20 protein-coding genes are annotated in these 23,177 nt (G+C 59.8%); 19 read left to right on the top strand and 1 reads right to left on the bottom strand.

The annotated features are described in order from the left end of the window. Both AKL29_RS08520 and AKL29_RS08515 read left to right on the top strand, forming a co-directional pair. Positions 1–674, top strand: a 674-nt coding sequence (locus AKL29_RS08520) for a class I SAM-dependent methyltransferase (protein ID WP_244481847.1), incomplete at its 5' end; no start/stop codon positions are given. A gap of 3 nt (positions 675–677) precedes the next feature. Further along, a complete protein-coding gene (locus tag AKL29_RS08515) occupies positions 678–1,607 on the top strand; it encodes an NAD-dependent epimerase/dehydratase family protein (protein ID WP_050383816.1) in 930 nt (309 codons plus the stop codon). Here the strand turns inward: AKL29_RS08515 and AKL29_RS44545 are convergent. Next, a complete protein-coding gene (locus AKL29_RS44545; protein WP_244481846.1) occupies positions 1,574–1,948 on the bottom strand; it encodes a hypothetical protein in 375 nt (124 codons plus the stop codon). The genes AKL29_RS08515 and AKL29_RS44545 overlap by 34 nt on opposite strands. A gap of 93 nt (positions 1,949–2,041) precedes the next feature. On the opposite strand from AKL29_RS44545, the gene AKL29_RS44540 reads away from it, so the two are divergent. From AKL29_RS44540 to AKL29_RS08425, 17 genes are all read left to right on the top strand, one after another. After that, complete coding sequence (locus tag AKL29_RS44540; RefSeq protein WP_244481845.1) at positions 2,042–2,788, top strand: glycosyltransferase; 747 nt, start codon at positions 2,042–2,044, stop codon at positions 2,786–2,788. A 170-nt stretch (positions 2,789–2,958) separates the two neighbouring features. Further along, positions 2,959–4,773, top strand: coding sequence for an asparagine synthase (glutamine-hydrolyzing) (gene asnB / locus AKL29_RS08505; RefSeq protein ID WP_050383814.1), 1,815 nt, complete (start codon positions 2,959–2,961; stop codon positions 4,771–4,773). A gap of 8 nt (positions 4,774–4,781) precedes the next feature. Continuing rightward, complete coding sequence (locus tag AKL29_RS08500; protein ID WP_160321718.1) at positions 4,782–5,873, top strand: glycosyltransferase family 4 protein; 1,092 nt, start codon at positions 4,782–4,784, stop codon at positions 5,871–5,873. Then, complete coding sequence (locus AKL29_RS08495) at positions 5,870–7,087, top strand: glycosyltransferase family 4 protein (protein WP_050383812.1); 1,218 nt, start codon at positions 5,870–5,872, stop codon at positions 7,085–7,087. Before AKL29_RS08500 ends, AKL29_RS08495 begins: the two co-directional genes overlap by 4 nt. 138 nt (positions 7,088–7,225) lie before the next feature. Further along, entirely contained in the window at positions 7,226–7,867 is a 642-nt protein-coding gene (locus AKL29_RS08490; protein WP_028343100.1) for a winged helix-turn-helix transcriptional regulator, read from the top strand. Then, positions 7,864–8,388, top strand: a complete 525-nt coding sequence (nusG, locus tag AKL29_RS08485; protein WP_244481844.1) for a transcription termination/antitermination protein NusG — start codon at positions 7,864–7,866, stop codon at positions 8,386–8,388. The genes AKL29_RS08490 and nusG overlap by 4 nt, the downstream gene beginning before the upstream one ends. A gap of 118 nt (positions 8,389–8,506) precedes the next feature. Continuing rightward, the gene (locus AKL29_RS08480) at positions 8,507–9,448 is read left to right on the top strand and encodes a Gfo/Idh/MocA family oxidoreductase (protein ID WP_050383810.1); all 942 of its coding nucleotides are present in this window, start codon (positions 8,507–8,509) and stop codon (positions 9,446–9,448) included. Further along, entirely contained in the window at positions 9,445–10,041 is a 597-nt protein-coding gene (locus AKL29_RS08475; protein ID WP_082190511.1) for an acyltransferase, read from the top strand. Before AKL29_RS08480 ends, AKL29_RS08475 begins: the two co-directional genes overlap by 4 nt. An 87-nt stretch (positions 10,042–10,128) precedes the next feature. Further along, complete coding sequence (locus AKL29_RS08470) at positions 10,129–10,935, top strand: ABC transporter permease (protein WP_050383809.1); 807 nt, start codon at positions 10,129–10,131, stop codon at positions 10,933–10,935. Then, complete coding sequence (locus AKL29_RS08465) at positions 10,922–12,439, top strand: ABC transporter ATP-binding protein (RefSeq protein ID WP_063779894.1); 1,518 nt, start codon at positions 10,922–10,924, stop codon at positions 12,437–12,439. The genes AKL29_RS08470 and AKL29_RS08465 overlap by 14 nt, the downstream gene beginning before the upstream one ends. Continuing rightward, on the top strand, positions 12,436–13,890 hold the full coding sequence (locus AKL29_RS08460) for a hypothetical protein (RefSeq protein WP_152977480.1): 1,455 nt from the start codon (positions 12,436–12,438) through the stop codon (positions 13,888–13,890). The genes AKL29_RS08465 and AKL29_RS08460 overlap by 4 nt, the downstream gene beginning before the upstream one ends. A gap of 205 nt (positions 13,891–14,095) precedes the next feature. Then, positions 14,096–15,013 (top strand): class I SAM-dependent methyltransferase, encoded by a 918-nt coding sequence (locus AKL29_RS08455; protein WP_160321716.1) that lies wholly within the window; start codon positions 14,096–14,098, stop codon positions 15,011–15,013. A 91-nt stretch (positions 15,014–15,104) separates the two neighbouring features. After that, positions 15,105–17,051: an asparagine synthase (glutamine-hydrolyzing) gene (gene asnB / locus AKL29_RS08450; protein WP_050383806.1), complete on the top strand. Its 1,947-nt coding sequence runs from the start codon at positions 15,105–15,107 to the stop codon at positions 17,049–17,051. A gap of 82 nt (positions 17,052–17,133) precedes the next feature. Beyond that, complete coding sequence (locus AKL29_RS40395; protein WP_193395193.1) at positions 17,134–18,723, top strand: glycosyltransferase; 1,590 nt, start codon at positions 17,134–17,136, stop codon at positions 18,721–18,723. 15 nt (positions 18,724–18,738) lie between these two features. Further along, on the top strand, positions 18,739–19,932 hold the full coding sequence (locus AKL29_RS41675; RefSeq protein WP_152977479.1) for a glycosyltransferase family protein: 1,194 nt from the start codon (positions 18,739–18,741) through the stop codon (positions 19,930–19,932). A gap of 21 nt (positions 19,933–19,953) precedes the next feature. Next, on the top strand, positions 19,954–21,864 hold the full coding sequence (gene asnB / locus AKL29_RS08430) for an asparagine synthase (glutamine-hydrolyzing) (protein ID WP_050383802.1): 1,911 nt from the start codon (positions 19,954–19,956) through the stop codon (positions 21,862–21,864). A gap of 22 nt (positions 21,865–21,886) precedes the next feature. Then, complete coding sequence (locus AKL29_RS08425) at positions 21,887–23,125, top strand: glycosyltransferase (RefSeq protein WP_082190508.1); 1,239 nt, start codon at positions 21,887–21,889, stop codon at positions 23,123–23,125. The last annotated feature ends 52 nt before the right edge of the window (positions 23,126–23,177 follow it).

The following is a 23,177-nucleotide window of genomic DNA, read 5'->3' as shown; positions in this document are numbered from 1 at the left end:
CCGGCGCCGCGCTCGATGTCGGCGCCGGCCGCGGCATTGCGAGCTACGCGCTCGCCCGAACCGGCTTTGCCGTGACGGCGCTCGAGCCGGATCCCAGCGCGATCGTGGGAGCGGCGGCGATCCGCGATCTGGCAGCGCAGTCGCAACAGCCGATCCGGGTGGTCGAAGAGTTTTCCGAGCGGCTGCCGTTCGCCGATGCGGCGTTCGATGTCGTCTTTGCCCGCGCCGTGCTGCACCACACGCGCGATCTCGAGGGAGCATGCCGGGAGATGTTTCGCGTGCTGCGGCCCGGCGGCATGCTGATCGCTGCGCGCGAGCATGTCATCAGCAAGGAGGCGGACCTCCCCCAGTTCCTCGCGCAGCATCCGTTGCATCATCTTTACGGGGGCGAGCATGCCTACCTGCTCGATCGCTACACCGGCGCGCTGACCGCCGCAGGCTTTTCCGCGATCGACGCGCTGGCGCCGCTGCAAAGCCCGATCAACCTGTTTCCCTATACGCTGGAGACCCTGAAATCGGCGATCGTGACCAGGTTGACGCAAAAGGTTCCGGTGGCGCCGCTGTGGCGAACCGCGTTTGCGTCGCGTCTTGTGTTCGGCTCGTTGCTGTCGATGGCCGAACGTTTCGACAATCGGCCGGGCCGGCTCTACTCTTTTGTCTGTCACAAGGCCTGATCGATGATCGTCTGGGTCACAGGCGCGAATGGGTTCATCGGCCGTCATCTCGTGCATGAGCTGGCGGGAGCGGGCCAAGCGGTGCACGGCGTCGGGCACGGCGCACTCGATGCAGCGGAATCCCGGCGGCTTGGTTTGCAGAGCTGGATCAACGGTGAAATCGACGCGGCCAATCTCAATGCGCTCGCGGCCGCGCACGGGCTACCGGCGCAGATCTTTCATCTGGCCGGCGGATCGTCGGTCGGCATCTCGATCGAGCGGCCGTTCGAGGACTTTTCGCGCACCGTGGCGAGCACCGCGCGGCTGCTCGAATGGCTGCGCGGATCCGCGCCGAACTGCGCCGTGATCGCGGCGTCAAGTGCGGCCGTCTATGGAGCCGACCATGTCGGCCCGATCGCTGAAAGCGCGATCGCAACTCCGATGTCGCCCTATGGGAAGCACAAGTTGATGATGGAGCAATTGTGCGGGAGCTACGCGCAGTCGTTTGGCATCCGCTGCACGATCGTGCGGCTGTTCTCGGTCTATGGACCCAATTTGCGCAAGCAGCTGCTCTGGGACATCTGCTCGCGGCTGGCGGCCAAGGAGCAGGTGCTCACGCTTGGCGGGACGGGCAACGAAATCCGCGACTGGATCGACGTGCGTGATGTCGCAAGGCTGCTCGCAAGCGTCGCAACACCGTCGTCGCAGGCGGCCTTCCGGGTCATCAATGGCGGGTCGGGCCGTGGGACCAGCGTTGCCGATATCGCAGCCGGTCTCATCCGGCAGTGGGGCGGCAATACCGTTGTGCGGCACTCGGGCGTAAGCCGGCCCGGCGATCCCGTGAGCCTGTTGGCCGACGATGCCGTGCTGCGCCAGATCGGGTTCGATTGGCGCATTCCGCTCGATCGAGGCCTTGCCGATTACGTGGCCTGGTTCAAGGGGCAGGCTTCGTGACGCCCCGCCCATTGCGGTTCGCGTTCGGTCACATTTCGCGACGGCTTTGGGCCGGCGGCTACAATTATCAGCGCAATCTGTTTGCGGCGCTTGCCAGGTTTCTGCCCGGCGAATTCGTTCCGATTGTCTTTGCCGGGAACAGGGCCGAAGAGAATGAACTCGCGGAGCTTGCCGCGATACCGGGTGTCGAGGTCGTTCGATCGGAGACTTTCGATGGACAGCCAGGGTTGGCCGCGGCACTCGGGCTTGGTCTGGATCGCGGAGCCGCGGCGGCGTTTCGAGGCGCCGGGATCGATGTCGTCGTCGAATCGGCACGTTTCTTTGGTTGGCGGCTCGCGCATCCGGCAGTGGCATGGATTCCGGATTTGCAGCACCGCTCTCTGCCGCAACTGTTTCCAACGACGGCACGCTGGCGCCGCGAGCTTGGCTTTCGCATGCAAATCGCCTCGGGCCGAACCATCATGCTGAGCAGCGAGAGCGCGCTGCGTGATTTCAGGGCCTACTATCCAGGCGCAAGAAACCAGGTCTGCGTCGTTCGCTTCGCGACCCAGCCGCCGGCCGCGTTCCTGAACACGGACCCGGCCGAAGTGATCGGGGCATATCATCTGCCGGCGAACTATTTCTATCTGCCCAATCAGTTCTATCGCCACAAGAACCACAAGCTCGTCGTCGACGCCTTGACGATCCTGAAGGGGCGGGCGATCGACGTGGTGATCTGTGCATCCGGCAGCAAGGAAGACCGGCGCGAGCCGGGCTATTATGATCTGGTCAACTCCGAGATCCAGAAGCGCGGCCTTGAAGCGCAGTTCCGCCACCTAGGCGTTATCCCGCTGCCGCATGTCTACGCGCTGCTGCGCGCTTCAACGGCGCTGATCAACCCATCGCGCTTCGAGGGCTGGAGCACGACCGTCGAGGAGGCGAAATCGTTTGGCGTTCCGATGATCCTGTCCGACATCGACGTGCATCGGGAGCAGACCGCGGGTAGCGCCCGCTATTTCGGCGTCGACGATCCGGTCGCGTTGGCAGACCACCTGATGCAGGCCGTGCAGGAAGCTCACGGGCCCACCATTCGGAACGTCGTCCCGCACCAGGACGACAATGTCAGCGCGTTCGCAGCGAGTTTTGCGGCGACAATGCGACAGGCGGCAGGTCAGGATGTCGGTGAACCGATCGAAAGATAGACGGCAAGTCAGCTCGCGCGATCGCTCCTTCACCCGGTGAGGTTGACGTTCATCGCGTGAACGGGTTAGAGGTGAGCTCAGGCGCCGGATGGGATTTCAAGCCATAGCGGCTCGAATGCGTTTCCTGTCGCATTGTCCACGAAACCCAAGCGGATATAGGTCAGTCACTCGTGTGCGGCATATTCGGCCTAGTCGCCAAGAACGGGCTCGTTGATGCTGATCAAGTCGATCGACTGACCGATCTCGTCGCTCACCGCGGTCCGGACGGGCGCGGAGTGCGGGTCAATGGCGCGGTCGGGTTGGGGCACCGGCGGTTGGCCATCATCGACTTGACCGACGACGGCGCGCAGCCGATGCGCGATCGACTGCTCCCGATCTGGATCACCTACAACGGTGAGATTTACAACTATCTCGAGCTTCGTACAGAACTCGAAGCGCTCGGTCACGTCTTTCATACCGCCTCCGACACCGAGGTCTTGCTGGCGGCCTATGTCCGCTGGGGCGAGAAGTGCCTCGACCGTTTCAACGGCATGTGGTCGTTCGCGATTCACGACGAGCGCGACAATACGCTGTTCTGCGCGCGCGATCGCTTTGGCGTAAAGCCGTTCTACTTCGCAAACACGGCGACGCAGTTCGCGTTCGGTTCGGAAATTCGCCAGCTGCTTCCCCTGATCGGGCGTTCGATCGCGGACGACGACCTCGTCAGGGATTTTCTTGTCTGCGGTTTGAGCGATCACACCAGCCGGACCTTCTTCAAGGGTGTCGAGAAGCTGCCGCCCGGACACAAGATGCGCGTCGACGTGTCGACAGGCCGGATCGAGATCGAACGCTATTATTCGCTGGCGCCTCGTTTGGCCGTGGCGAACGAACAGGATGCGGCCAGGTTACTGGCGGAGCTGCTCGACGATGCGACGCGCCTGCGCCTGCGCTCGGATGTTCGCGTCGGAACCTGCTTGTCGGGAGGTTTGGACAGTTCGAGCGTCGCGACGCTGGCCGCAAGGCACTACGCGTCGTCCTCCAATGGTCGCTTCTTTGCCATCACTGCGGTGAGCGAGCAGGCGGCGAACAACGAGGAAGCCTACGCGGCCGACGTCGTGGAAAAGGCCGAGCTGAACTGGTTGCGCACCAAGCCGAGCTATGAGGATTTCGCATCGACTGCGGAAGCCTTGCTCGAGGTGCAGGAAGAGCCGTTCGCTGGCCCCTCGATCATGATGCAATACGAGGTGATGAAGACGGCGCGCGCGAACGGCGTGATTGTGCTGCTCGATGGTCAGGGGGGCGATGAGACGCTGCTGGGCTATCATCGCTATTATGCGGCGTGGCTCCGCGACCAGCTGGACCGCTCCGGTGTAAGGGGATTTTTCTCCGCCTTCCGCGCGGCCACACAGGCCGGCGTATCAGCTCAACGCTTGCTGATGTACCTGTTTGGCGCCAGCTCGGCAGTGCTAAGAGCCACATTCTACCGTTGGCGATATGCCTTCCTGAAGAACCCGGACTTGCCGGAGTGTCTTCGCCGTTTTGCGCGGGAGACGAGGGACGCGCAGGAAATGCAGGTACTCGAGATCACGGAAACCAACCTGCCGATGCTGCTCCGTTTCGAGGACAAGAACTCGATGCGGTTTGGGATCGAGACGCGATTGCCGTTCCTGGATTACCGATTTGTTGAGTTTGCGTTGAGCTTGCCGACGCGCATCAAGTTGAACAATGGATGGACGAAGTGGCCGCTTCGTGCGGCCATGCAGGAGGTTCTTCCGGCCAGCATCTCCTGGCGCAAGGACAAGATCGGTTTCGCCGCGCCCGATCAGCTATGGCTCAATCGACACTCGCCTGCGATGTATGAAAAGGTGGCCGGCAGCGCACTGCTTGCCCGGTACGTGAACATGGCTGCGGTGAAGAGGAAATTTCACCGGCTCGACCTCGGGATGCGCTGGCGGCTTTATTGCGTGGCGCTTTGGGCTGAACGCTTCGGGGTTGAAGCCCCATGAAGATTTGCATGTTGTCGAGTGTCCATTCGGCCGATGACATTCGAATTGTCGAGAAGGAGGCGCGGAGCCTCTCCGAAGCCGGTCACGACGTGACTGTCGTGGCGCGATCACCCCGTCCGAGCGATCCAGGTCGCATTGAATTCAAGTTGATCGAGGTGCCGCCGGTTCCCCGTTGGAAGCGCCCGTGGGTCGCGGGACGAGCGGCGCTTGCGCTTGCCCGCGCGACCGGCGCGGATGTCGTGCAATTTCACGATCCTGAACTGATACCGTTCGCGCTGCAGCTGAAGAGCCGACGTTGCAGGGTGATCTACGACGTCCACGAGGACGTGCCGGCGGACATTTATTCCAAGCGGTGGATTTGGTCCTGGATGCGGCCGGCTGTGGCGCGCACGATGGAAGTTGTGGAGCGGAGCGCCGCGCGCCGCTTTGATGCGATCGTGGCTGCGACACCGGCCATTGCCGATCGCTTTCGCGCCTATGGTGCGGCCGTCACGCTGGTGCGAAACACCGTGCGACTGGACGAATTCATCGAGCCGACGCCGACGACGAGACGCCGGCGGCAGGCGGTTTACGTGGGCCGGACGAGTTTCGATCGCGGGTTGGTCGAAATGGTGGAGGCATGTGCCGCGGTGCGTTTGCCGCTCGTGCTCGCCGGGAGCATCGGCCGCGAAGAAGAAGCCTGGCTCGCGAAATCTTCCGCCGACGTATCATACAGGGGCAGGCTGGGACGCGGTGAGATCGCGGCGCTGCTGAACGAAAGCCTCATCGGTCTCAATCTGCTGTTGCCCGAACCGAATTATCTGCTGTCACTTCCAACCAAGCTTTTTGAATACATGGCCGCCGGGCTGCCCGTCATTTCAAGTGACTTGCCGAAATCAAAAGAGATCGTCGACGCGGCGGGGTGCGGATTCGTCGTGTCGCTCAACGATCGCGCGGCGCTGCTGAACAGCCTGTCCATGCTCGCGGATGATCCGGAACGGGCGATCCGATTGGGGCTGGCGGGACGGGCAGCGGTCGCCGGGAATTTCAACTGGCAGCATGACGCGGCGGAGCTCAACGAACTCTACCGACGATTTGCTTCGCTCGGGGCCGCGGCATGAATATCTGGCTGCTGCATCCCTTTGCAGGAGGTCCGGGCCTGGGCCGCCATTATCGTCCGTTCTGGCTTGCCGATGCCTGGAGACAGATGGGGCACCGGGTGCTGGTGGTCAGCGCAGCCTTCCATCATCTGCACAGGCAGCCGCGCGTTCCGGGGCCGCAGCGGATCAACGACGTCGACTTCTGGTTTCTCGATACGCCGCGTTATGCCGGCGGCAGCCTGGGGCGGCTTCGGAACAATTTGAGCTTCGGGCCGGCTTTCCGCTCGGCAGCGTCTGCAATCGCCGCGCAGTTCGGCAAACCGGATCTGATGATAGCGTCGAGCCCGCATCTGTTCTTCATCTCGGCGGCGGATCAGATCGCGCGGCAGTTCGGTGCCAGGTTCTGGCTGGAGGTCCGTGACCTCTGGCCGGAGAGCATCGTGGCGCTTGGAATGACTCCCGCCTGGCATCCGCTGATGAAGGTGCTCGGCTGGAAGGAGCGCTCGGCCTATCGCGCGGCCGATCGCGTGATCTGTCTGCTGGCCGGGGCTGAAGCGCATATGCGCGCGCGTGGCTTGCCGTCCGGCAAGTTCACGTGGATCCCCAACGGAGTGTCCGACGGTGAAATACAGAGCGCGCTGACGATCGAAAATCTGGGTCACCCTCTGATCGATCGCATCAATCTGTTGAAGCGGCAGGGCAGGCGCGTCGTTCTCTACGCCGGCGGCATGGGCCCTCCAAATGCCGTGGAGGCCATTCTCGACGCGGCTTCTATCATCGGCAAGGCAAACCCCGAGATCCATTTCGTGATGATCGGTTCAGGCACCTCGAGGGACGCGTTGAGACAGCGGGCGGCCACGCTTGCCAATGTGGAGTTTCACGATGAAGTCGATCGATCGGTCGTGCACGGCATGCTGCATGCCTCCGATTGCGCGGTCGTGGCCTTCCACAACAATGCGCTCTATCACCATGGCATCAGCCCGAACAAACTCTTCGACTACTGTCTCTTCGCACCGCGCAGCGTCATCGCGTGCGAGGGCAGGGCGCTCGCGGGGCTTGAAAAGCTGGTGACGTCTCGATGCGCACCGGACGATCCGCCGGCGCTCGCCAAGTCCCTGGTCGCGGCGCTGAATGGCCCGGAGCGCTCGCGGGACGATCGGATCGCCATAGCCCGGCAGTACAGTTACTCGGTGCTGGCAGCGCGATACTTGACGCCATCGGGCGACCACGCCTGACATTTGGTGGGGACGAGATGTCGGCTCCTCCGATAAATTTCTTTTAAAAACAATTACTTGTGTTGTTCATCGCGTGAACGATTTGGCTTGACGTTCATCGCATGAACGCGCTAATGCACGCATTGCAGGAATGGGCGCATGGCAAACACACTCCCGACGGACGACAGAGACAGCGATCGACTTGTGCTCGGTCTGCTGACCTCCGTTGAAATCGACGGGGCGCGCTCGCAGCGGCGCATCGCGGCGGAGCTTGGAATCGCGCTTGGCTTGGTCAATGCCTATTTGAGGCGAGCCATCAAGAAGGGGTTCGTCAAGGTTGGTCAGGCGCCGGCCCGTCGATATGCCTATTATCTCACGCCCCAGGGCTTTTCCGAGAAATCAAGGCTCACGGTTGAGTTCCTCTCTTCGTCGTTTTCGCTCTTTCGAAGAGCCAAGGAAGAGTATTCGCGCGTGTTCGATCGCGCTCAGGTGCTGGGCTTCAAGCGAATTGTTTTTGCCGGGAAATCCGATCTTTGCGAAATAGCCATCTTGTGCGCCGTGGACAGCCCGGTGTCCATCGTTGCTGTTGTCGATGCCGATGAAGCCGCGTCACACTTCTTCGGGATCGAGGTGGTGCCGTCCTATGCTGAAGTGGCCGAGCCGTTCGACGCGGTCGTCGTTACGCATCTCAACAAGGCCAGGGATGTGTTCGATCAGGCTGTCGATATGTTTGGGCCGGAAAGAGTGTTGACGCCTGACCTGCTGGGCTTGCGTCCGCCTGGCGTGCAGAGGGTGGAATGATGGCAACGGAAGCGCAACTCGGCCTCAGCTGGTATGTCGTGCAGACGCACGTCAATGCCGAAGTGAAGGCGGCGGCCAATCTGGTCCGCCAGGGATTTGGTGTCTATCTTCCGCGCTACCAAAAGCGCCGCAGTCACGCGCGCCGGGTCGACGTCGTCGCGCGGCCGCTGTTTCCGCGCTATCTGTTTGTCGCCATCGATCTCGCAACGCAGCGGTGGCGCGCTATTCAATCGACGCTCGGTGTTTCCCATCTGGTCTGCTTGCACGGCAGGCCGGCGTCGGTGGAGAACGCTGTGGTCGGGGCGTTGAAAGCACGTGAGGACGAAGCCGGTTTCATCGCGCTTTCGCGTCGGTCTCCCTTTTCGCCCGGAGACAAAGTGCGGATCACCGAGGGAGCGTTCGCTGATAGCCTCGCGCTGGTGGAGGGCGTCAGCGATCATGAGCGTGTCGCGGTCTTGCTCGACCTATTGGGGCGCAAGGTGCGTGTGATGGTCGGCGCCAATCTGATTGCCGCGGCCTGACGGCGTCTGCTGCTCGCAGGCGTGGTGGTAGAGAAATCCGGCTCGGGGTGGTGCTCGATTCACCCCGAGTGCGGTAGCTTGGAAAAATTGAACTTCGTTGGGAGGCGTGAGAAGTCAGATGCATTCGTTTGCGTTGATAGGAGCAGCCGGTTATGTGGCGCCGCGTCACATGCGGGCGATACACGCGGTAGGCGGAGATCTGAAGATCGCCTACGATCCAAATGACTCAGTCGGCATTCTGGATAGTTATTTTCCCAATGCCCACTTCTTTACCGAGTTCGAGCGATTTGACCGCCACGTCGACAAGCTGCGGCGGCGCGGCGAGAAAATCGACTACGCGTCGATCTGCTCACCCAATCATCTGCATGATGCGCATTGCCGCTTTGCCCTGCGATCAGGAGCCGACGCAATTTGCGAGAAGCCGCTGGTTTTGAATCCATGGAACATCGACGGTCTCGCTGAGATAGAGCAGGATACCGGCCGTCGCATCTCGACAATCCTGCAGCTGAGGCTTCATCCCGCTATCATCAACCTGCGGGAGAAGTTCGGGACGAGCAACAAGCGACACAAGGTCGAGCTCACTTATATCGCCTCACGAGGCCGCTGGTATTACACATCCTGGAAAGGCGAGGATGCCAAGTCGGGAGGGGTCGCCACCAATATCGGTGTGCACTTCTTCGACATGCTGAGCTTCGTGTTCGGTTCGGTCAAGCGCAACGAGGCGCATCTGCGCCAGCGCGAACGGGCGGCCGGATTTCTCGAATGCGAGCGGGCCGACATCAGCTGGTTTCTATCGGTAGACAGCAATGATCTGCCGCCTGACGTCCAAGGCAAGAAGACGACGTTCCGCTCGATCACCGTGGATGGCGAGGAGGTCGAGTTCTCGGAGGGCTTCACGGATCTCCATACGCGGAGCTACCAGGAGATTCTCGCAGGGCGCGGTTTCGGCCTCGACGACGTGCGGGCTTCGATCGAGATCGTGTCTGCCTTCCGCCAGGCGCCACTGACCACCGGGCATGAATGGCAGCATCCGTCCGCGCGTGGGGCGTCGTCCAAATGAGCGAGATGAAGGATGATCCGCGATTTCCGGGTGTGCTGATCCACGCATCCAGCTACGTGGACGATGGCGTGATCATCGGGCGAGGCACCAAGATCTGGCACTTCTGTCACGTGCTTCCCGGCACCGTCATCGGTCAGAATTGTTCGATCGGACAAAATGTCATGATCGGGCCGCGCGTGAAGATCGGCGATGGATGCAAGATCCAGAATAATGTGTCGCTCTACGATGGTGTCGAGCTCGCAGACGACGTGTTTTGCGGTCCGAGTTGCGTGTTCACCAACGTCAACAATCCGCGTGCCGATGTGTCGCGCAAGGACGAGTTTCGCAGCACACCCGTCGGGCGTGGCGCCAGCATCGGTGCCAACGCCACCATCGTGTGCGGCCATTCGCTCGGCGAATACTGCTTCATCGGCGCCGGCTCTGTCGTGACGAAGAATGTGCCGGCATTCGCCTTGATGATCGGCAATCCGGCGCGACGGGCCGGCTGGATGAGCCGAAGCGGAGAGCGGCTGGGCGCAGATCTGGTCTGTCCGCGAACCGGCGAGAAATACAAGCTCGATTCGTCAGGGGCGCTCGGCGCTGACGCCGGCTAGCGTCGTGCAATTCGAGGAAGTCGATCGACGGGTCAGATCGAGGCCCAAGGAGCTTCTTCTCCACCGCATCGATGAAGCTGATGGAAAATGAAATACTCATCAAATCTGAACGTTTTTCGACTTCTTTCGATCTACGGAGGACGCGTCATTGAGGGGGTGGCTCACGACGTCCGCCAACGTTATCTTGGATCGGTGGTCGGCATCGGTTGGGCAGTCCTTCTGCCCGCGATGCAGCTAAGCATCTACGCCGGATTGTATGCCTTCGTATTCAAGGTCCGCCCCAGCGGTCTCAATGAGTGGGGCTACATCCTGCTGGTCTTCTCCGGGCTCGTTCCGATTATGGCCTTCAACGAAGCGCTCACGAGCTCAATTTCTTCGGTCTCCGCAAACAAGAATCTGCTGCTCAACACCGTGTTTCCCGCGGAGTTGATCCCGCTGCGATCCGTGGTGGCGGCGCACTTTCCTCATCTGTTCGGTCTCGCAATCACGCTCTGCCTGGGCTTCGCTCTTGGGCGAACCGACTGGAAGGCCATCGTGCTCGTTCCCGTGTGCTGGCTCCTCCTGTTGATGTTTGCGACTGGAATTGGATGGATACTTTCGCTTGTCTCGTTAATTGCGAAAGACATTCAGCAGGTCATCGGACTGGTTCTTATGGTCATGATGATCATCAGTCCGTTCGCCTATACTCCGGAGATGGTTCCGGGGGCCATGAAGCCGCTGCTTCTCCTGAATCCGCTTTCCTACTTCGTGCTGACGTTTCAGCAGCTCATCTGCTACGGCAACTGGCCCGACCCCCGCATTTTTGGCGGCGCAGCACTGATAGCGATTACGAGCTTTTTGGTGGGATATTCGTTCTTCCAGCGCGCAAAGGGTGTGTTCTTTGACTACGCTTGAGCAGTTCGCGATCAAGTTCGAAGCGGTTTCCAAGATCTACAAGCTCTATGGAAGTCAAGGCGACCAGCTGGTCGACGTCCTTGGGCTGCAGCGCTTCGGATTTCGAACCCGCCAACAGCCGAAGATTTTTCCTGCGCTCAGCGACATTTCCATCGCGGTGCCGCGTGGCCACAGGATCGGGATCATCGGGCGGAACGGGGCGGGAAAGACCACGCTGTTGAAGCTGGTCTGCGGAAATTTCTCGCCGACACATGGATCGGTGTTGGTGAATGGGGAAGTTCAGGCGCTGATGGCCGCAGGCCTCGGGTTTCATCCGGAGCATACCGGGCGGGAAAACGTCGAAGCTTCATTGCAGTACAACGGTCTTCGCAAGGACGAGTATCGGGACGCAGTCGAGGGAATCATCGAGTTCTGCGAACTCGGCGACTTCTTCGATCAGCCGATCAAGACCTACTCGTTGGGCATGCTGGCGCGCCTGATGTTTGCCGCCGCAACCGCGATCCGGCCGGAGATATTGATCGTCGATGAAGTCCTCGGCGCCGGAGATGCCTACTTCGTTGCCAAATCGAAGGCCAGGGTGGAAACCCTTGTGCGAAGTGGCTGCACGATGCTGCTTGTTTCCCACTCAATGCCGCAGGTACTCGAGCTGTGCAGCGAAGTGATCTGGCTTCACGAGGGCAAGATCCGCATGCAGGGGGATGCCTTCGCAGTGGTGAAGGCCTATGAGGAGTTCGTGCACGGAGGGGGCGATCAGCGCCTTCAGGCGCCCGTGGTTTCGTCTGCCGCCGGCGACGATGGCGCACCGGCAAAGGCTGCTGGTTCAGTGTCGCTTCCGGCGCGGTCGGAAAAGCCCGCCGATGGCAAAACAACATTCGATCGGGAGGTCCTGTTGCAGGAGCCGCATTTCGCTCCGCACGCGACGGCAGCTGTTTTTCCGGCGATCGAGCCGCCCCGGGATTTCAAGTTTGTCGCGCGTGGTGGGCTATCGAGATGGGCATCAAGCGGCGATTTGAAGCTGTCCGGATTTACGATGGTCACGGAGCGCGGAGAGACCAACAGATTAATGGCGCTGGCGCCGGCCAAGATGATGCTGAATGTGGTTGCCTGCGTGGATGGGGACTTTGAGTGCCGATACGGCATCGTCGTGCTCGACTATCTGGGAGCATGCCGGGCAAAGCTGATAAGTCCCCCCGACAAGTTTTCCGCGACGAAAGGACAAGAACGCTGTGTGGAAATGCTGTTTAATCCAGTGCAGCTCGGGCCGGGTGAATACGTTGTAAGTCTCAGTATCCATGGAGCCGATCACCTGGCAAGATTCAACGGCACCGTGCGTCATGACTTGTTGTCGCGAAGCTTCGATCTGATAGTTGAGGTTCAGGAATCTCTGGTTGACGTTTCCGCGGACTTCTTTCATTCGGCGGAGTGGCAGTTCGCTCCCGATCAGGACTCTGGTTCGAGCTTGAATCCGGAGGCTCGGCATTTGCTGGATACCGAGATTCGATGACAGGTCGAGTGATGCGGGTTCTGGTAGCCTATTCGGCTGCCGCGAATGTTGTCCCAACGACATTGGAATACCTTACCGCGCTGAAGGACCTTCCCGGCTGCGAAGTCCAATTCGTTCATTGCACGGATGATGCGCGGCTGAATTTCGACATCAATGAATTCGATGTCCTGATCAACAGCTACAGTGCGCGGCTCTGTTTTGATTGGTACTTGAACCCCGATTACGTGCGAGCCGTTCTGTCGTTTCGTGGCCTGAAGATCGCAATAGCGCAGGACGAGTACGATCGGACAGGTGTGCTGCGGAGTGCGATCAGGCGCCTCGGCTTTCATGTTCTGCTTACGAGCGTTCAGAAGGAGTTCTGGCCGCTTGTGTACCCCGCGATGCAACTGCCGGGTGTTGCCTTGAGGCAGGTGCTGACGGGATACGCGCCGGCCGCACATCCGGATCGCCGGATCAAGCCGCTGGCTGATCGAGCTTTTCCGATCGGTTATCGCGGCCGCCAAATCGGCGCGAGGTACGGACGGCTCGGCTTTGAGAAATTCGAGATTGGCCGCTACATGGCCGCGCTTTGCGATGAGCTGGGCCAGCCGCACAACATCAGGACTGATGAAGCCAGTCGAATCTACGGCGAGGACTGGTTCAACTTCATCGGTGACTGCCGAACTATGCTTGGCAGCGAAAGCGGAAGCAACGCCTTCGATTTCGACCAGGAGCTCGAGCGGGAGATCGAGCGATTCCGGGCCCTGCACGGCCGTGCGCCTGAATATCCAGAGCTGACTGACTTCCTGGCGCCTTTCGAGCGGCCATTTGATACCGGACAGGTCTCTCCGCGTGTGTTCGAATGCGCAGCGATGATGACGCCGATGATTCTCTTTCGGGGACGCTATTCCGATGCGATCGTCCCGGATGTTCACTACATCCCGTTGGAGAAGGATTTCTCGAACGCCCGCGATGTTCTGGCAAGGCTTGACAATTTTGAGTCCTTGCAGGGCTATGTGGAACGAGCTCATGAACATCTGATTGCATCTGGTAACTACAGCTACCGCGCGCTCACTTCGGTGATCGCTTCCGCGATCGAAGAGCTCTATCCAAACGTTGTCGGAGATCCCGAAAGGCAACATTGGCGGTCGGTTGCGCAGCCGTGGCGATCTCCCCATGATCCGCAGGATCCCTACACGGTCGCGTTGTCGGAGGTGCCCACCGACGCACCCCAGTTATCGGCCTATCTCTCTGCCAAGCAGGAACATCTAAGGCAGCTACTCGAACCGAGGAGCGAGCCGCAAAATGATGATGTGCCTCAAGCCGTGGATGATATTCCGCAGGCTGAAGGTGCGGCGGCGCCGGTCGAGCCGGATATGAGTCCGGTTGGGCCGATAGGGAAAATGTGGAGAGCGGTGCCTGGGAGGGTCAGAAGCCGGGTCAGTCCGCTATTGGCCTGGTTGGCGAGGTAATCTCTCTGATCGCCACCGGCAAATGCCGAAAGGCGCTCATGTCCGAGCCGTCTGAGCTTCGTTGGCGTCGAGGTGAGTGTGGATCTCGTGGCCGGTAATTTCGCTGAAGGACCAACCAAAGTGACACGGCAGGCGTTTGACGTTTTGGGTCTCTACGTCAATTCGGTAGGAGCTTAGATCAATGTTGAGGCGAATAGGAGCATCTTTGGCGAACAAATTTAAGGGCGGCCGCACGGTGCTTGCAGCTGCGACCTCGCCTCACACCGAGGCCGATCCTTCCTCTGAATCTTACTGGAGCGACTTCAACGTCACGCTCCATAAGAAATTCTCGTCGCCGGCGGAGTCTCTCGACTATATGCATTGGCGAAACGACCAATATGTCGACTACATCAAGTTTCTGCCGGTTTCGTCCCACGATGGCGAGGTGATCGTCGACTACGGTTGCGGTCCGGGTCACGACTTGGTTGGGTTTCTAACGTATTCCCGCCCTGCGGCCGTATATGGCATGGACATTTCCCGTCCGTCGCTGGCGGAGTCGGCGGATCGCCTGCGCGTTCACGGGTATGATTGCAAGCTTGTCCACGTATCGGAAACTGACGATCGCATCCCCCTTGATGATGGAACGGTCGATTACGTCCACTGCTCCGGAGTGCTCAATCACGTCCCGAGCCCGGAGAAAATTCTGAAGGAGTTTCGACGAATCCTGAAGCCGTCGGGATACGCGCGGCTGATGGTCTACAATCGCAACAGCATCTGGGTTCATCTGTTCGTTTCTCACGTCTTGCCGGCGAGCGACCCAAAATATCGCGGTCTTTCGCGTGAGGAAGCCTTCAGGCGATCTACCGATACCTTCGACTGTCCGATAAGCCGAAATTGGACGACGCAAGAGATGAATGAGCTTGCGGGCATTTCGGGGTTCAGTGCCAAGCACCTCGGGAATGCGGTTTCCATCTTCGAAATGTCGTTGCTGCCGCAGCGGTTCACGCCGATGATGGATCGATCCTTCGACGCTGAAAGTCGTCAGTTTCTTTCCAGGCTGGAATTTGATGCCAGAGGTGTGCCGTATGTCGACGGACAGGCCGCCGGAATTGACGGCTGCTACGAACTTCGGAAAGTGGGATGACATACTCCGTGTATTCGAAGACCCTTTCCATGGCGCGCTGCGGTAGTTGCGCGAGTGGGCCGAGTGTCCTGGTCCAGATGTCGTATCGCTGATGTGCGGCATATTCGGCGTGTTTGATCGCGGTGGCTTCCGCATGCCACCGAGGGATCTCCTCAAGGGGTTGTCCGTTGCTGCGCACCGCGGTCCTGACGGAGAGGGGGCCGTCTGGTTCGATACGCGACAGGGCAGGGGGAAAGTCATTCCCGACGGTGATTTGTCTGCAAATGGAGATGAGGCCAATCTCCTTCTTGCGCACCGGAGGCTCGCCATCATCGACCTGTCGGAATCCGGCCATCAGCCGATGGCCTCCGATGACGGGCGACTCTGGATCACCTACAACGGCGAGATCTATAACTATCTTGAGTTGCGCGCCGAATTGGAGGGGCGCGGGGCTGTATTCCGCTCTCATTCCGACACGGAAGTCATTCTTCGAGCCTATGAGGCATGGGGACCTGATGCTTTCACCCGCTTCGTCGGAATGTGGGCGCTCGCAATCCTCGATCTTCGCCAACGTCACCTGATTCTGTCGCGCGATCGTTTCGGGATCAAGCCGCTTCACTATGCTGCGGTCGGCGACCGCTTTGCGTTTGGTTCGGAAATCAAGCAACTGCTTGAAGTCCCGTGGGTGCCACGCACGCTCAACGCCCGGGCGGTGTACGATTATCTTCAGTACGAGATTTCAGACGTCAGTGACGAGACGTTTTTTGCCGGTATCAGCAAGCTTCGTCCTGGAAGGACGCTCGTATTGCGCCTGGATCAGGGCGGGCCGGACGAGCGGCGGTACTACACCCCCGCCGCGGGTCCCGTGCTCGAGGGCATCTCGCCGGAGGAGGCGGCCCGACGATTCCGCGAACTGCTTCGCGAAAGCGTTCGCATCCATCTACGTGCCGATGTGCCGGTGGGCACCTGTCTTTCGGGCGGACTGGACAGCGGCGCCATTGCGGTGCTGATGCGGGATATTTCACGAGAATCGCAATTGCCGGTCGAGAGGCACGCGTTTAGCTGCCACTTCGACATTGCCGTAGCGAATGAGTTGGAATTCACCCGGCAGAACATGGCTGCAGCCGAGGTGCAGCCGCATTTCATTGAGCCGGGCGACAGGGACATTGAGGCGGACCTGCAAGCTCTCATATGGCACCAGGACGAACCCTTTGGGTCGACCTCCATCTTCGCACAATGGTCGGTGTTTCGCTTGATACGCGATACGGGCGTGAAAGTGGTGCTCGACGGGCAGGGGTCGGATGAGATGCTCGGAGGCTACGCGAGCACCGTACCGCACTTCTTGCTGGAGATGGCTGCGAAGGGGCGGTTCCTGAAGGTATTGCTTGAGAGCTGGCAATGGTCCCGCATGCAAGGAAAACCTTGGCATACGACTCTTCCATGGAGCCGGCTGCGCGGCATATTCGCCGCCCTGGCTGGCGAGAAATCCCCACCGGCGAGCGCGCCTCAGCTCCCCTGGATGCGGGCGGATTTCGAACGAGGATGTGCTGACGCATCGCGGACCAGATTGCAGTCTTTTGAGACCGAGTGGGACGCCAAGGCGCCATTCGCGAGTGTGCTTCGCCGCTTCTTCTTCGAGAGCAACCTGCCGGCGCTGCTGCGTTTCGAGGATCGGAATTCCATGGCTTTCTCGGTTGAATCCAGGGTCCCGTTCCTCGATCATCGTTTGGTTGATTTTGCATTTGCGCTTCCGTCTGACATCAAATTCCGCGGCGGCTACGCGAAGCGTGTGCTGCGTGACGCGATGGATGGAATTCTGCCGGAACCTGTCAGGATGCGCGCTCGAAAGATGGGCTTCGCAACGCCGGAGCTGCACTGGCAGACAACCGTGTTGAGTCCTCTCATCTCGGATGCCGTAAACTCGGATGCTCTTGCCGATTTCATCGACCGCGACGGCGCCCGCGCCGCTTTCTCGAATATCAAGGAAGCCGGCCGTCTCGACTTTTTGCCTTGGCGTTGGCTCAATCTCTATATGTGGCGGAAGCAGTTCAATGTCTGATCGCTCTCACGTATTTTCGTTTCTTGTATCGTGGAAGCCTGGACTCCCGAACTGCCTGATTGCTGGGTGAAGGATGAAGGACGTGGACCGCAGGCCCGTTGTTGTTTCGCTAACGCCGCTGCCATTGTCGGCTGACAGCCGGACGCTCAAACAAGTCACCTCGGTGCATCGGTTTGGATTCAAATCGATTGTTATCGAGGGGGCGCCGAGCCGCCTTGCCGATGAGCCAATCCCGTTCGAGATCATTTCGATCGGCGCGCGCGTTCAGCCTCAAACGTCCACTGCTACTGCGCCAGTCGCGTCCGAAGTGGTCGCAGCTCCACATCCCGAGGCTGAGGAGAAATTAGCTGCCGCTGCTCCAGATCCCGTTGGAATTCAGGATATCAAGAGCCTGTCGATACTACAGCGATGGCCTGTTGGCCGGCTTGCCCTTCGTATTCCAGGCTTGAGGCGTGTCGCACGCGCCCTACAGCGCAATCTCCTTCGAGCAATTGTTTCCCTGAAGGGAGGCAAGCCGCTCCAGCAGCGTCCCTCTATCGCGCAGATCATTTTTGCTCTTCCCTACGCGATGATCCTGCTTGCCAGGGAAGTCGTGGGGTGGTTGCCGACTCGAATTCTTCCTGCTGGAATCTCCCAATCACTCCGTGCTGCTGCCATCAACCCTCTGGCCTTCGCTAACTATCTTGCGACGTACCTTGATCAACACGTCTTTAAGGTCCTTTCCGTCACTCCTCGTGCCGATCTCTACTATCTTCACTCATTTTATCAATTTCCTGCGGTTTTCCTGCTCTGCCTTCGGTATCGAGCCAGGATGATCTACGACGCACATGATTTCTATCAGCATCAAAAGGAAGACCCCACTGTCTCCTCCTATTGGAAGAAGTGGGTGATCCCGTTCGAAGGCGCGATTGAAGCCGCATGTATCCGGTTCGCCTCCGACGTCGTGACGGTCAATGAGGGGATCGCAGCCTTGATGCGCGAACGGTTCGGATGCGAGCCGGTGATCCTGCGCAACGCGCATGATTTCCGGTTGGATCGTCAGGTTCCCCGGACAATCCGCGACGCGATTGGTCTCGCGCCGGAAGCGTTCCTCGTCGTGTTTATCGGAAACTATAAATCAGGCATGACCCTCGAAGGCGCCTTCGACGCCTTGGTATCCCTGCCGAAGCACGTTCATCTCGCATTCCTTGGCGGACGCTATCCTGATTGCAATGACGCGCTCGCGACGCGTGGCCTGGAAGGCCGCGTGCACTTCGTTCCGCCGGTGCTGCCGCAGGAAATCGTTCCCGTCGCGGCGTCAGCCGACGTCGCGGTCCTGCTCTATTTCAAGAGGACTATCCAATATCCCAACATCCTGCCGAACGGCTTCTTTCAGTCGGTGGCGGCAGGGTTGCCGCTGATTTATCCCGATCTCGAGCAGATCCGACGCGTTGCCGAGCGGCACAAGCTTGGAATCATGGCCAATGCACAGGATGCCAACGAGATCAGATCAGCGCTCCAGTTGCTGGTCGAGAATGACGAAGTTCGCGAGACCTTCCGGGAGAATGTTCGGGTAAGCCGTCAGGAGCTTTGCTGGGCGTATGAAGAGCGAACGCTCGAGCCGCTACTTAATCGACATCTCAGCAAGTCGGCTCAAAATGTGTCGCGCATTGAAGACAAAGTTGCGCACTGACCGAGAAGTAACAAGGTGACAAAGAAGAAAGTTCTTTTCCTCGACCAAAACGGAACCGGGAAGGTCGTCCTGACGGCTGCGACGGTGCTGCGTGGTGTTTTTGGCGTAAAGGCAGGTGCTCAGCCTCCCGGCCCGCTCCAGCGCAGTGCACTGGTACGCAACCTCTATGCGCATTTGTATGATTTCAACCAGCGCCTCTCATACGTTAGGGACTGGCGCGATGCGTTTTGCCGGTCTCCCAAGCTCGATGTAACGGTTTGCGACATCAACAACCTGGTCGATCTTGGACGCCATCTGCTGCGCATTCGATCTTACGATCTCATCATCGTGTCTCATGTCGCGGCCGGCGACGACTTGTCGCTGATTAGCCGAGCGGCTCCATTCCTGGCCCGCCGCGCTTGTCCCATCATAGTATTCCTTGGCAACGAGTATGATCTGCTCGATCAGAAGCTCGAGTTTTGCCGGGAGGTGAAAGCTGAATTCCTCTGCAGTCAGCTCCCCATTGCGGCGGCCGAATATCTCTATGGCGGGTTGGAAGGAACGCGCATCCTTGCGACGCCGCACGCGCTCAATCCTTCCGTATATTCACCGCAGCCTGAGGCGCGTCGTGATATCGACGTGGGATTTGTCGGTGACATCTATTGGCCCTTTGTCGGAGATCGAGAACGAACCGATCTGATTGCGTATTTTGAAAAGCACGGCCAGGAACTGGGCATTCGATGTGACATTCGAGGCGGCCGCTCGTCGCGAATGCCGCGCGACGATTGGGCTGCCTTTCTCAATCGCTGCCGCACCTTGATCGGCGCGGAATCCGGGACCTACTACCTCAATGAAAAAGGCGCGCTTCTCGATCGAGCCAGAACCTACAACCTGAAGCAGAACCAGGATGCCAGCTTCGAGGAAGTGTTCGAGAAGTTCTTTATGGGCGTCCCCCGCGGCGTGTCGGGCAAGAGCATCTCGTCAAGGCACTTCGAGGCGATCGGTACCAAGACCTGCCAAGTCCTGATCGAAGGAGGCTATAACGGCATTCTCAGGGCCAATGAGCACTATATCCCCGTGCGGTCCGACCTGTCGAACGTCGACGAGGCTGTCCGTGCGCTCCGGGACGAGGCGCATTGCCGCGAGATTGCGGAACGTGCCTATGATTTGGCGATGTCGGGGCACACCTACGATCATCGCGTGGCCGACATTTTGGCACGCGCTCTTTAGCCAATGGGCAGATAATTCAAGATGTGCGGAATCGCGGGAATCCTGAATTTTGATCGGCAAAGGCCGGTTGATCGCGAGCTGGTCGTGGCGATGACAAGAGCTGTCGCCCATCGAGGTCCGGACGCCGAGGGCATATGGGTGAACGGCCCTGTGGGGCTGGGTCACCGTCGCCTTTCGATCATCGACCTCTCGGTGGCCGCCGAACAGCCGATGGTTTCCGACGACGGACAGGTCCGCATTGTCTACAACGGCGAAGTCTACAACTTCGTCGAACTGAGGCGCGAACTGCAAAAGAGAGGCTATGCCTTCCGAACCTCGTCCGACACCGAGGTTATTTTGCAAGCCTATCGATGCTACGGCTTGGACTTCCTGACGCGGTTGCGAGGCATGTTCGCGCTAGCGATCTGGGATGCCGGGCAAAGGACGCTGCTGCTCGCGCGCGACCGGATCGGGATCAAGCCGCTCTACTATCATGTTGGCCAGGAATCCGTATCGTTCGCATCGGAGTTGAAGTCACTTCTGGCGGACCCGCGCACGCCGCGTGAGGTCGATCAGGCGGCGCTGGCGGACTTCCTTCATCTCCTCAGCATTCCGGATCCGCAATCAATTCTGAAGGGAATTCGGCGGCTCGAGGCCGGTCACGTGCTTATCGTTCGCGGACGCGATGTGCAGGACCGCGAGTACTGGCGCGTTCCCTTGCCGGCCGCTCCGCGCGCTCTTTCACTCGCCGACGCTTGCGTTGAATTCGATGAGCGTTTTGGAAACGCCGTTCGAAGCCATCTTGTCGCGGATGTACCGGTGGGGGCCTTCCTCAGCGGTGGGGTCGACTCGAGTTCGGTCGTCGCCTTGGTAGGGCCGCAGGCCAGCGCCGGCATGCGAACCTTTTCTGTCGTATTTCGCGGAGATGAGGTTTTCGACGAGGGACCTTATGCCAGGGTCGTGGCGGAGCGCTATGGTACCGCGCACCGGGAGATAGACCTCGGCGCGGAGGCGGGCGACTTTCTTCCCGCGATGGCGTGGCATTGCGATGAACCCTTTGCCGTGTCATCGGCGCTCGGGATCTACTTTCTGGCCAAAGCGGCGAGGGACGACGGAATCAAGGTCGTTCTGACGGGCGACGGCGGCGACGAGGTGTTTGCCGGATACACCTGGAGGCACCAAGACTTCGTCCCGCTGCTCGGGCAAAAATACGGCCCCCTGCAGCGGCTTCTCGCTCGGACTGGAGCCATCGGCAATCGAATTGCTCCGGGCCACCGGTTGTGGCGCGCAATGAGCAGGGATCAGCGAGAGTCGGGGCGCTATATCGACAGTTATGCGTGCTTCCGAGACATGGACCTCGTGGATTTTGTGCACCCTGATCTCTGGCCTCATCTAAAGGAAGCGTGGTCGAACAATGTCACGGCCCAACACTACGATGCGACGATCGGTCAGCCGGAGCTGACGCGCAAGCTCTACACCGATATGAAGTCATCGCTGATCAGCGAGATGCTAACCAAGGTCGATAGGCTCACAATGGCCGCTGGCGTTGAGGCGCGCGTTCCTTTTCTGGATCACGAGCTGGTCGAATGGGCATTCTCATTGCCGGGCGATCTCAAGATCAAGGGAAGCGAGGGCAAATTGATCGTGAAGAAAGCCATGGAGTCGCGTCTGCCAACCGACATTCTCTACCGCCCCAAGGCAGGCTTCAATCTGCCGCTCGGCAAGTGGCTGCGGACTGGTCTGAAGGACATGGTGTATGATCTGCTTTCGCCGGCAAGCGTCGCACGCCGGGGATATTTCAGGCCCGATGTTGTCTCGACCATGGTGGATCGTCACATGAAAGGCGGCGACGATATCGGCAACCGGCTGTTCGTGCTGCTCATGCTCGAGCTTTGGCACCGGCAAGTTCTTGATCCCGGCCATTCTGCAATGGCCGTCGGTTCGGCGGCCTAGCGGGACGAATGTGGCAGCCTCGATGACCCGTCCGTTGAAGATCCTGGCGATTGGTTACGCTACGAGCACCCACGTCGTGAACCGGGTGCGCTGTTTCTCGCCCTTGGGGCACAAGGTCTACCTGCTCAGTGCGCCTCCCGCCGCCGGACTGACCGAAATCACAGAACTCACGCCGTCGGTTCGCCCTGGACAAGATGAATGGATCTCGCGCCTTGTGCGTTTGGGCGGCAAGCTGGCCCGGCGGGATCTGAGCGGACTGTCCGATATGGCGCGGCTGTTCTTCGATTTCCGTCGTCTCGTCAGGACGACAAACCCGGACGTCATCCATGTGCATTACGCATATAGCACCTGGGCGTGGCTGGCAGGCGCCTTGGGATTTCGACCTCTGGTGGTCAGCGTCATGGGGGGCGACGTCCTCTTCGAAGAGCAGGGGGCGCCGACGCGACGCGGAATTGCGTTGACCAAGAGGCTCTTTGCGGTAGCCGACTGCATAACGGCAAAATCCGACTTCCTGATCAGCAAGCTCAATGAGCTCGGCGGCTATGGCAGCAAAGCGACGCGCGTAGTGTGGGGAGTTGATCCGCAGCAGTTCCGGCCGCTGGATGCGTCAGCGCTTCGTGCCGAATGCGGAATTCCGGAAGGCGCCCGGGTCGTGCTCAGCCCGAAGATCCTTCAGCCGTTCTATAATATCGATGTCCTTGTCGAAGCCATGGCGTTGGTGGTCAAGCGGGTTCCGTCGGCGCATCTGGTCGTCACGGAATATGCCGCCGATCCGCAGTACCGCGCAGGACTCATGGCGCGGATTGAGGCGCTCGGCCTCGCACTCCATGTCAGCTTTGTTGGCCGCATCCCCCATGACAAGATGCCGATGTTCTATTCCATTGCGGAAGTTGCTGTCGGAATCCCGCGCTCGGATGGCCTGCCGCAGACGCTTCTTGAGGCGATGGCCTGTGGGGTCCCAAACGTTGTCGGTCGGCTCCATCGCTATGGCGAGATCGTCAAGGACGGCGAAAGCGTGCTGTTTGCCGACATCGATCCCGCGGACGTCGGCGACGCAATCCTTCGCCTGCTCGAGGACGAGGCTTTGCGTGAGCGTATCGCTGCCAGGGGGCGGGCTATCGTGGTCGAACAGGCCAACTTCCCCATCGACGTGAAGCGCGTCGAGGCGATGTATCGGGAATTGGCCTCGAAGCCTCGAAGGCGCGCCTTCTATCGTCCGCTCATGCTGGTCGATGTGGTCCGCTATTGGCTACGCGTCTGACATGAACTTGCGCCCCCACTCCTGGACTCCCGACCTTATTTTCAATTGGATA

Origin of the sequence: Bradyrhizobium pachyrhizi (genome assembly GCF_001189245.1) — a bacterium.
Taxonomy (GTDB): Bacteria; Pseudomonadota; Alphaproteobacteria; order Rhizobiales; family Xanthobacteraceae; genus Bradyrhizobium; species Bradyrhizobium pachyrhizi.
The sequence above is the reverse complement of the archived record's forward strand: the minus strand, read 5'-3'. Positions and strand labels throughout refer to the sequence as shown.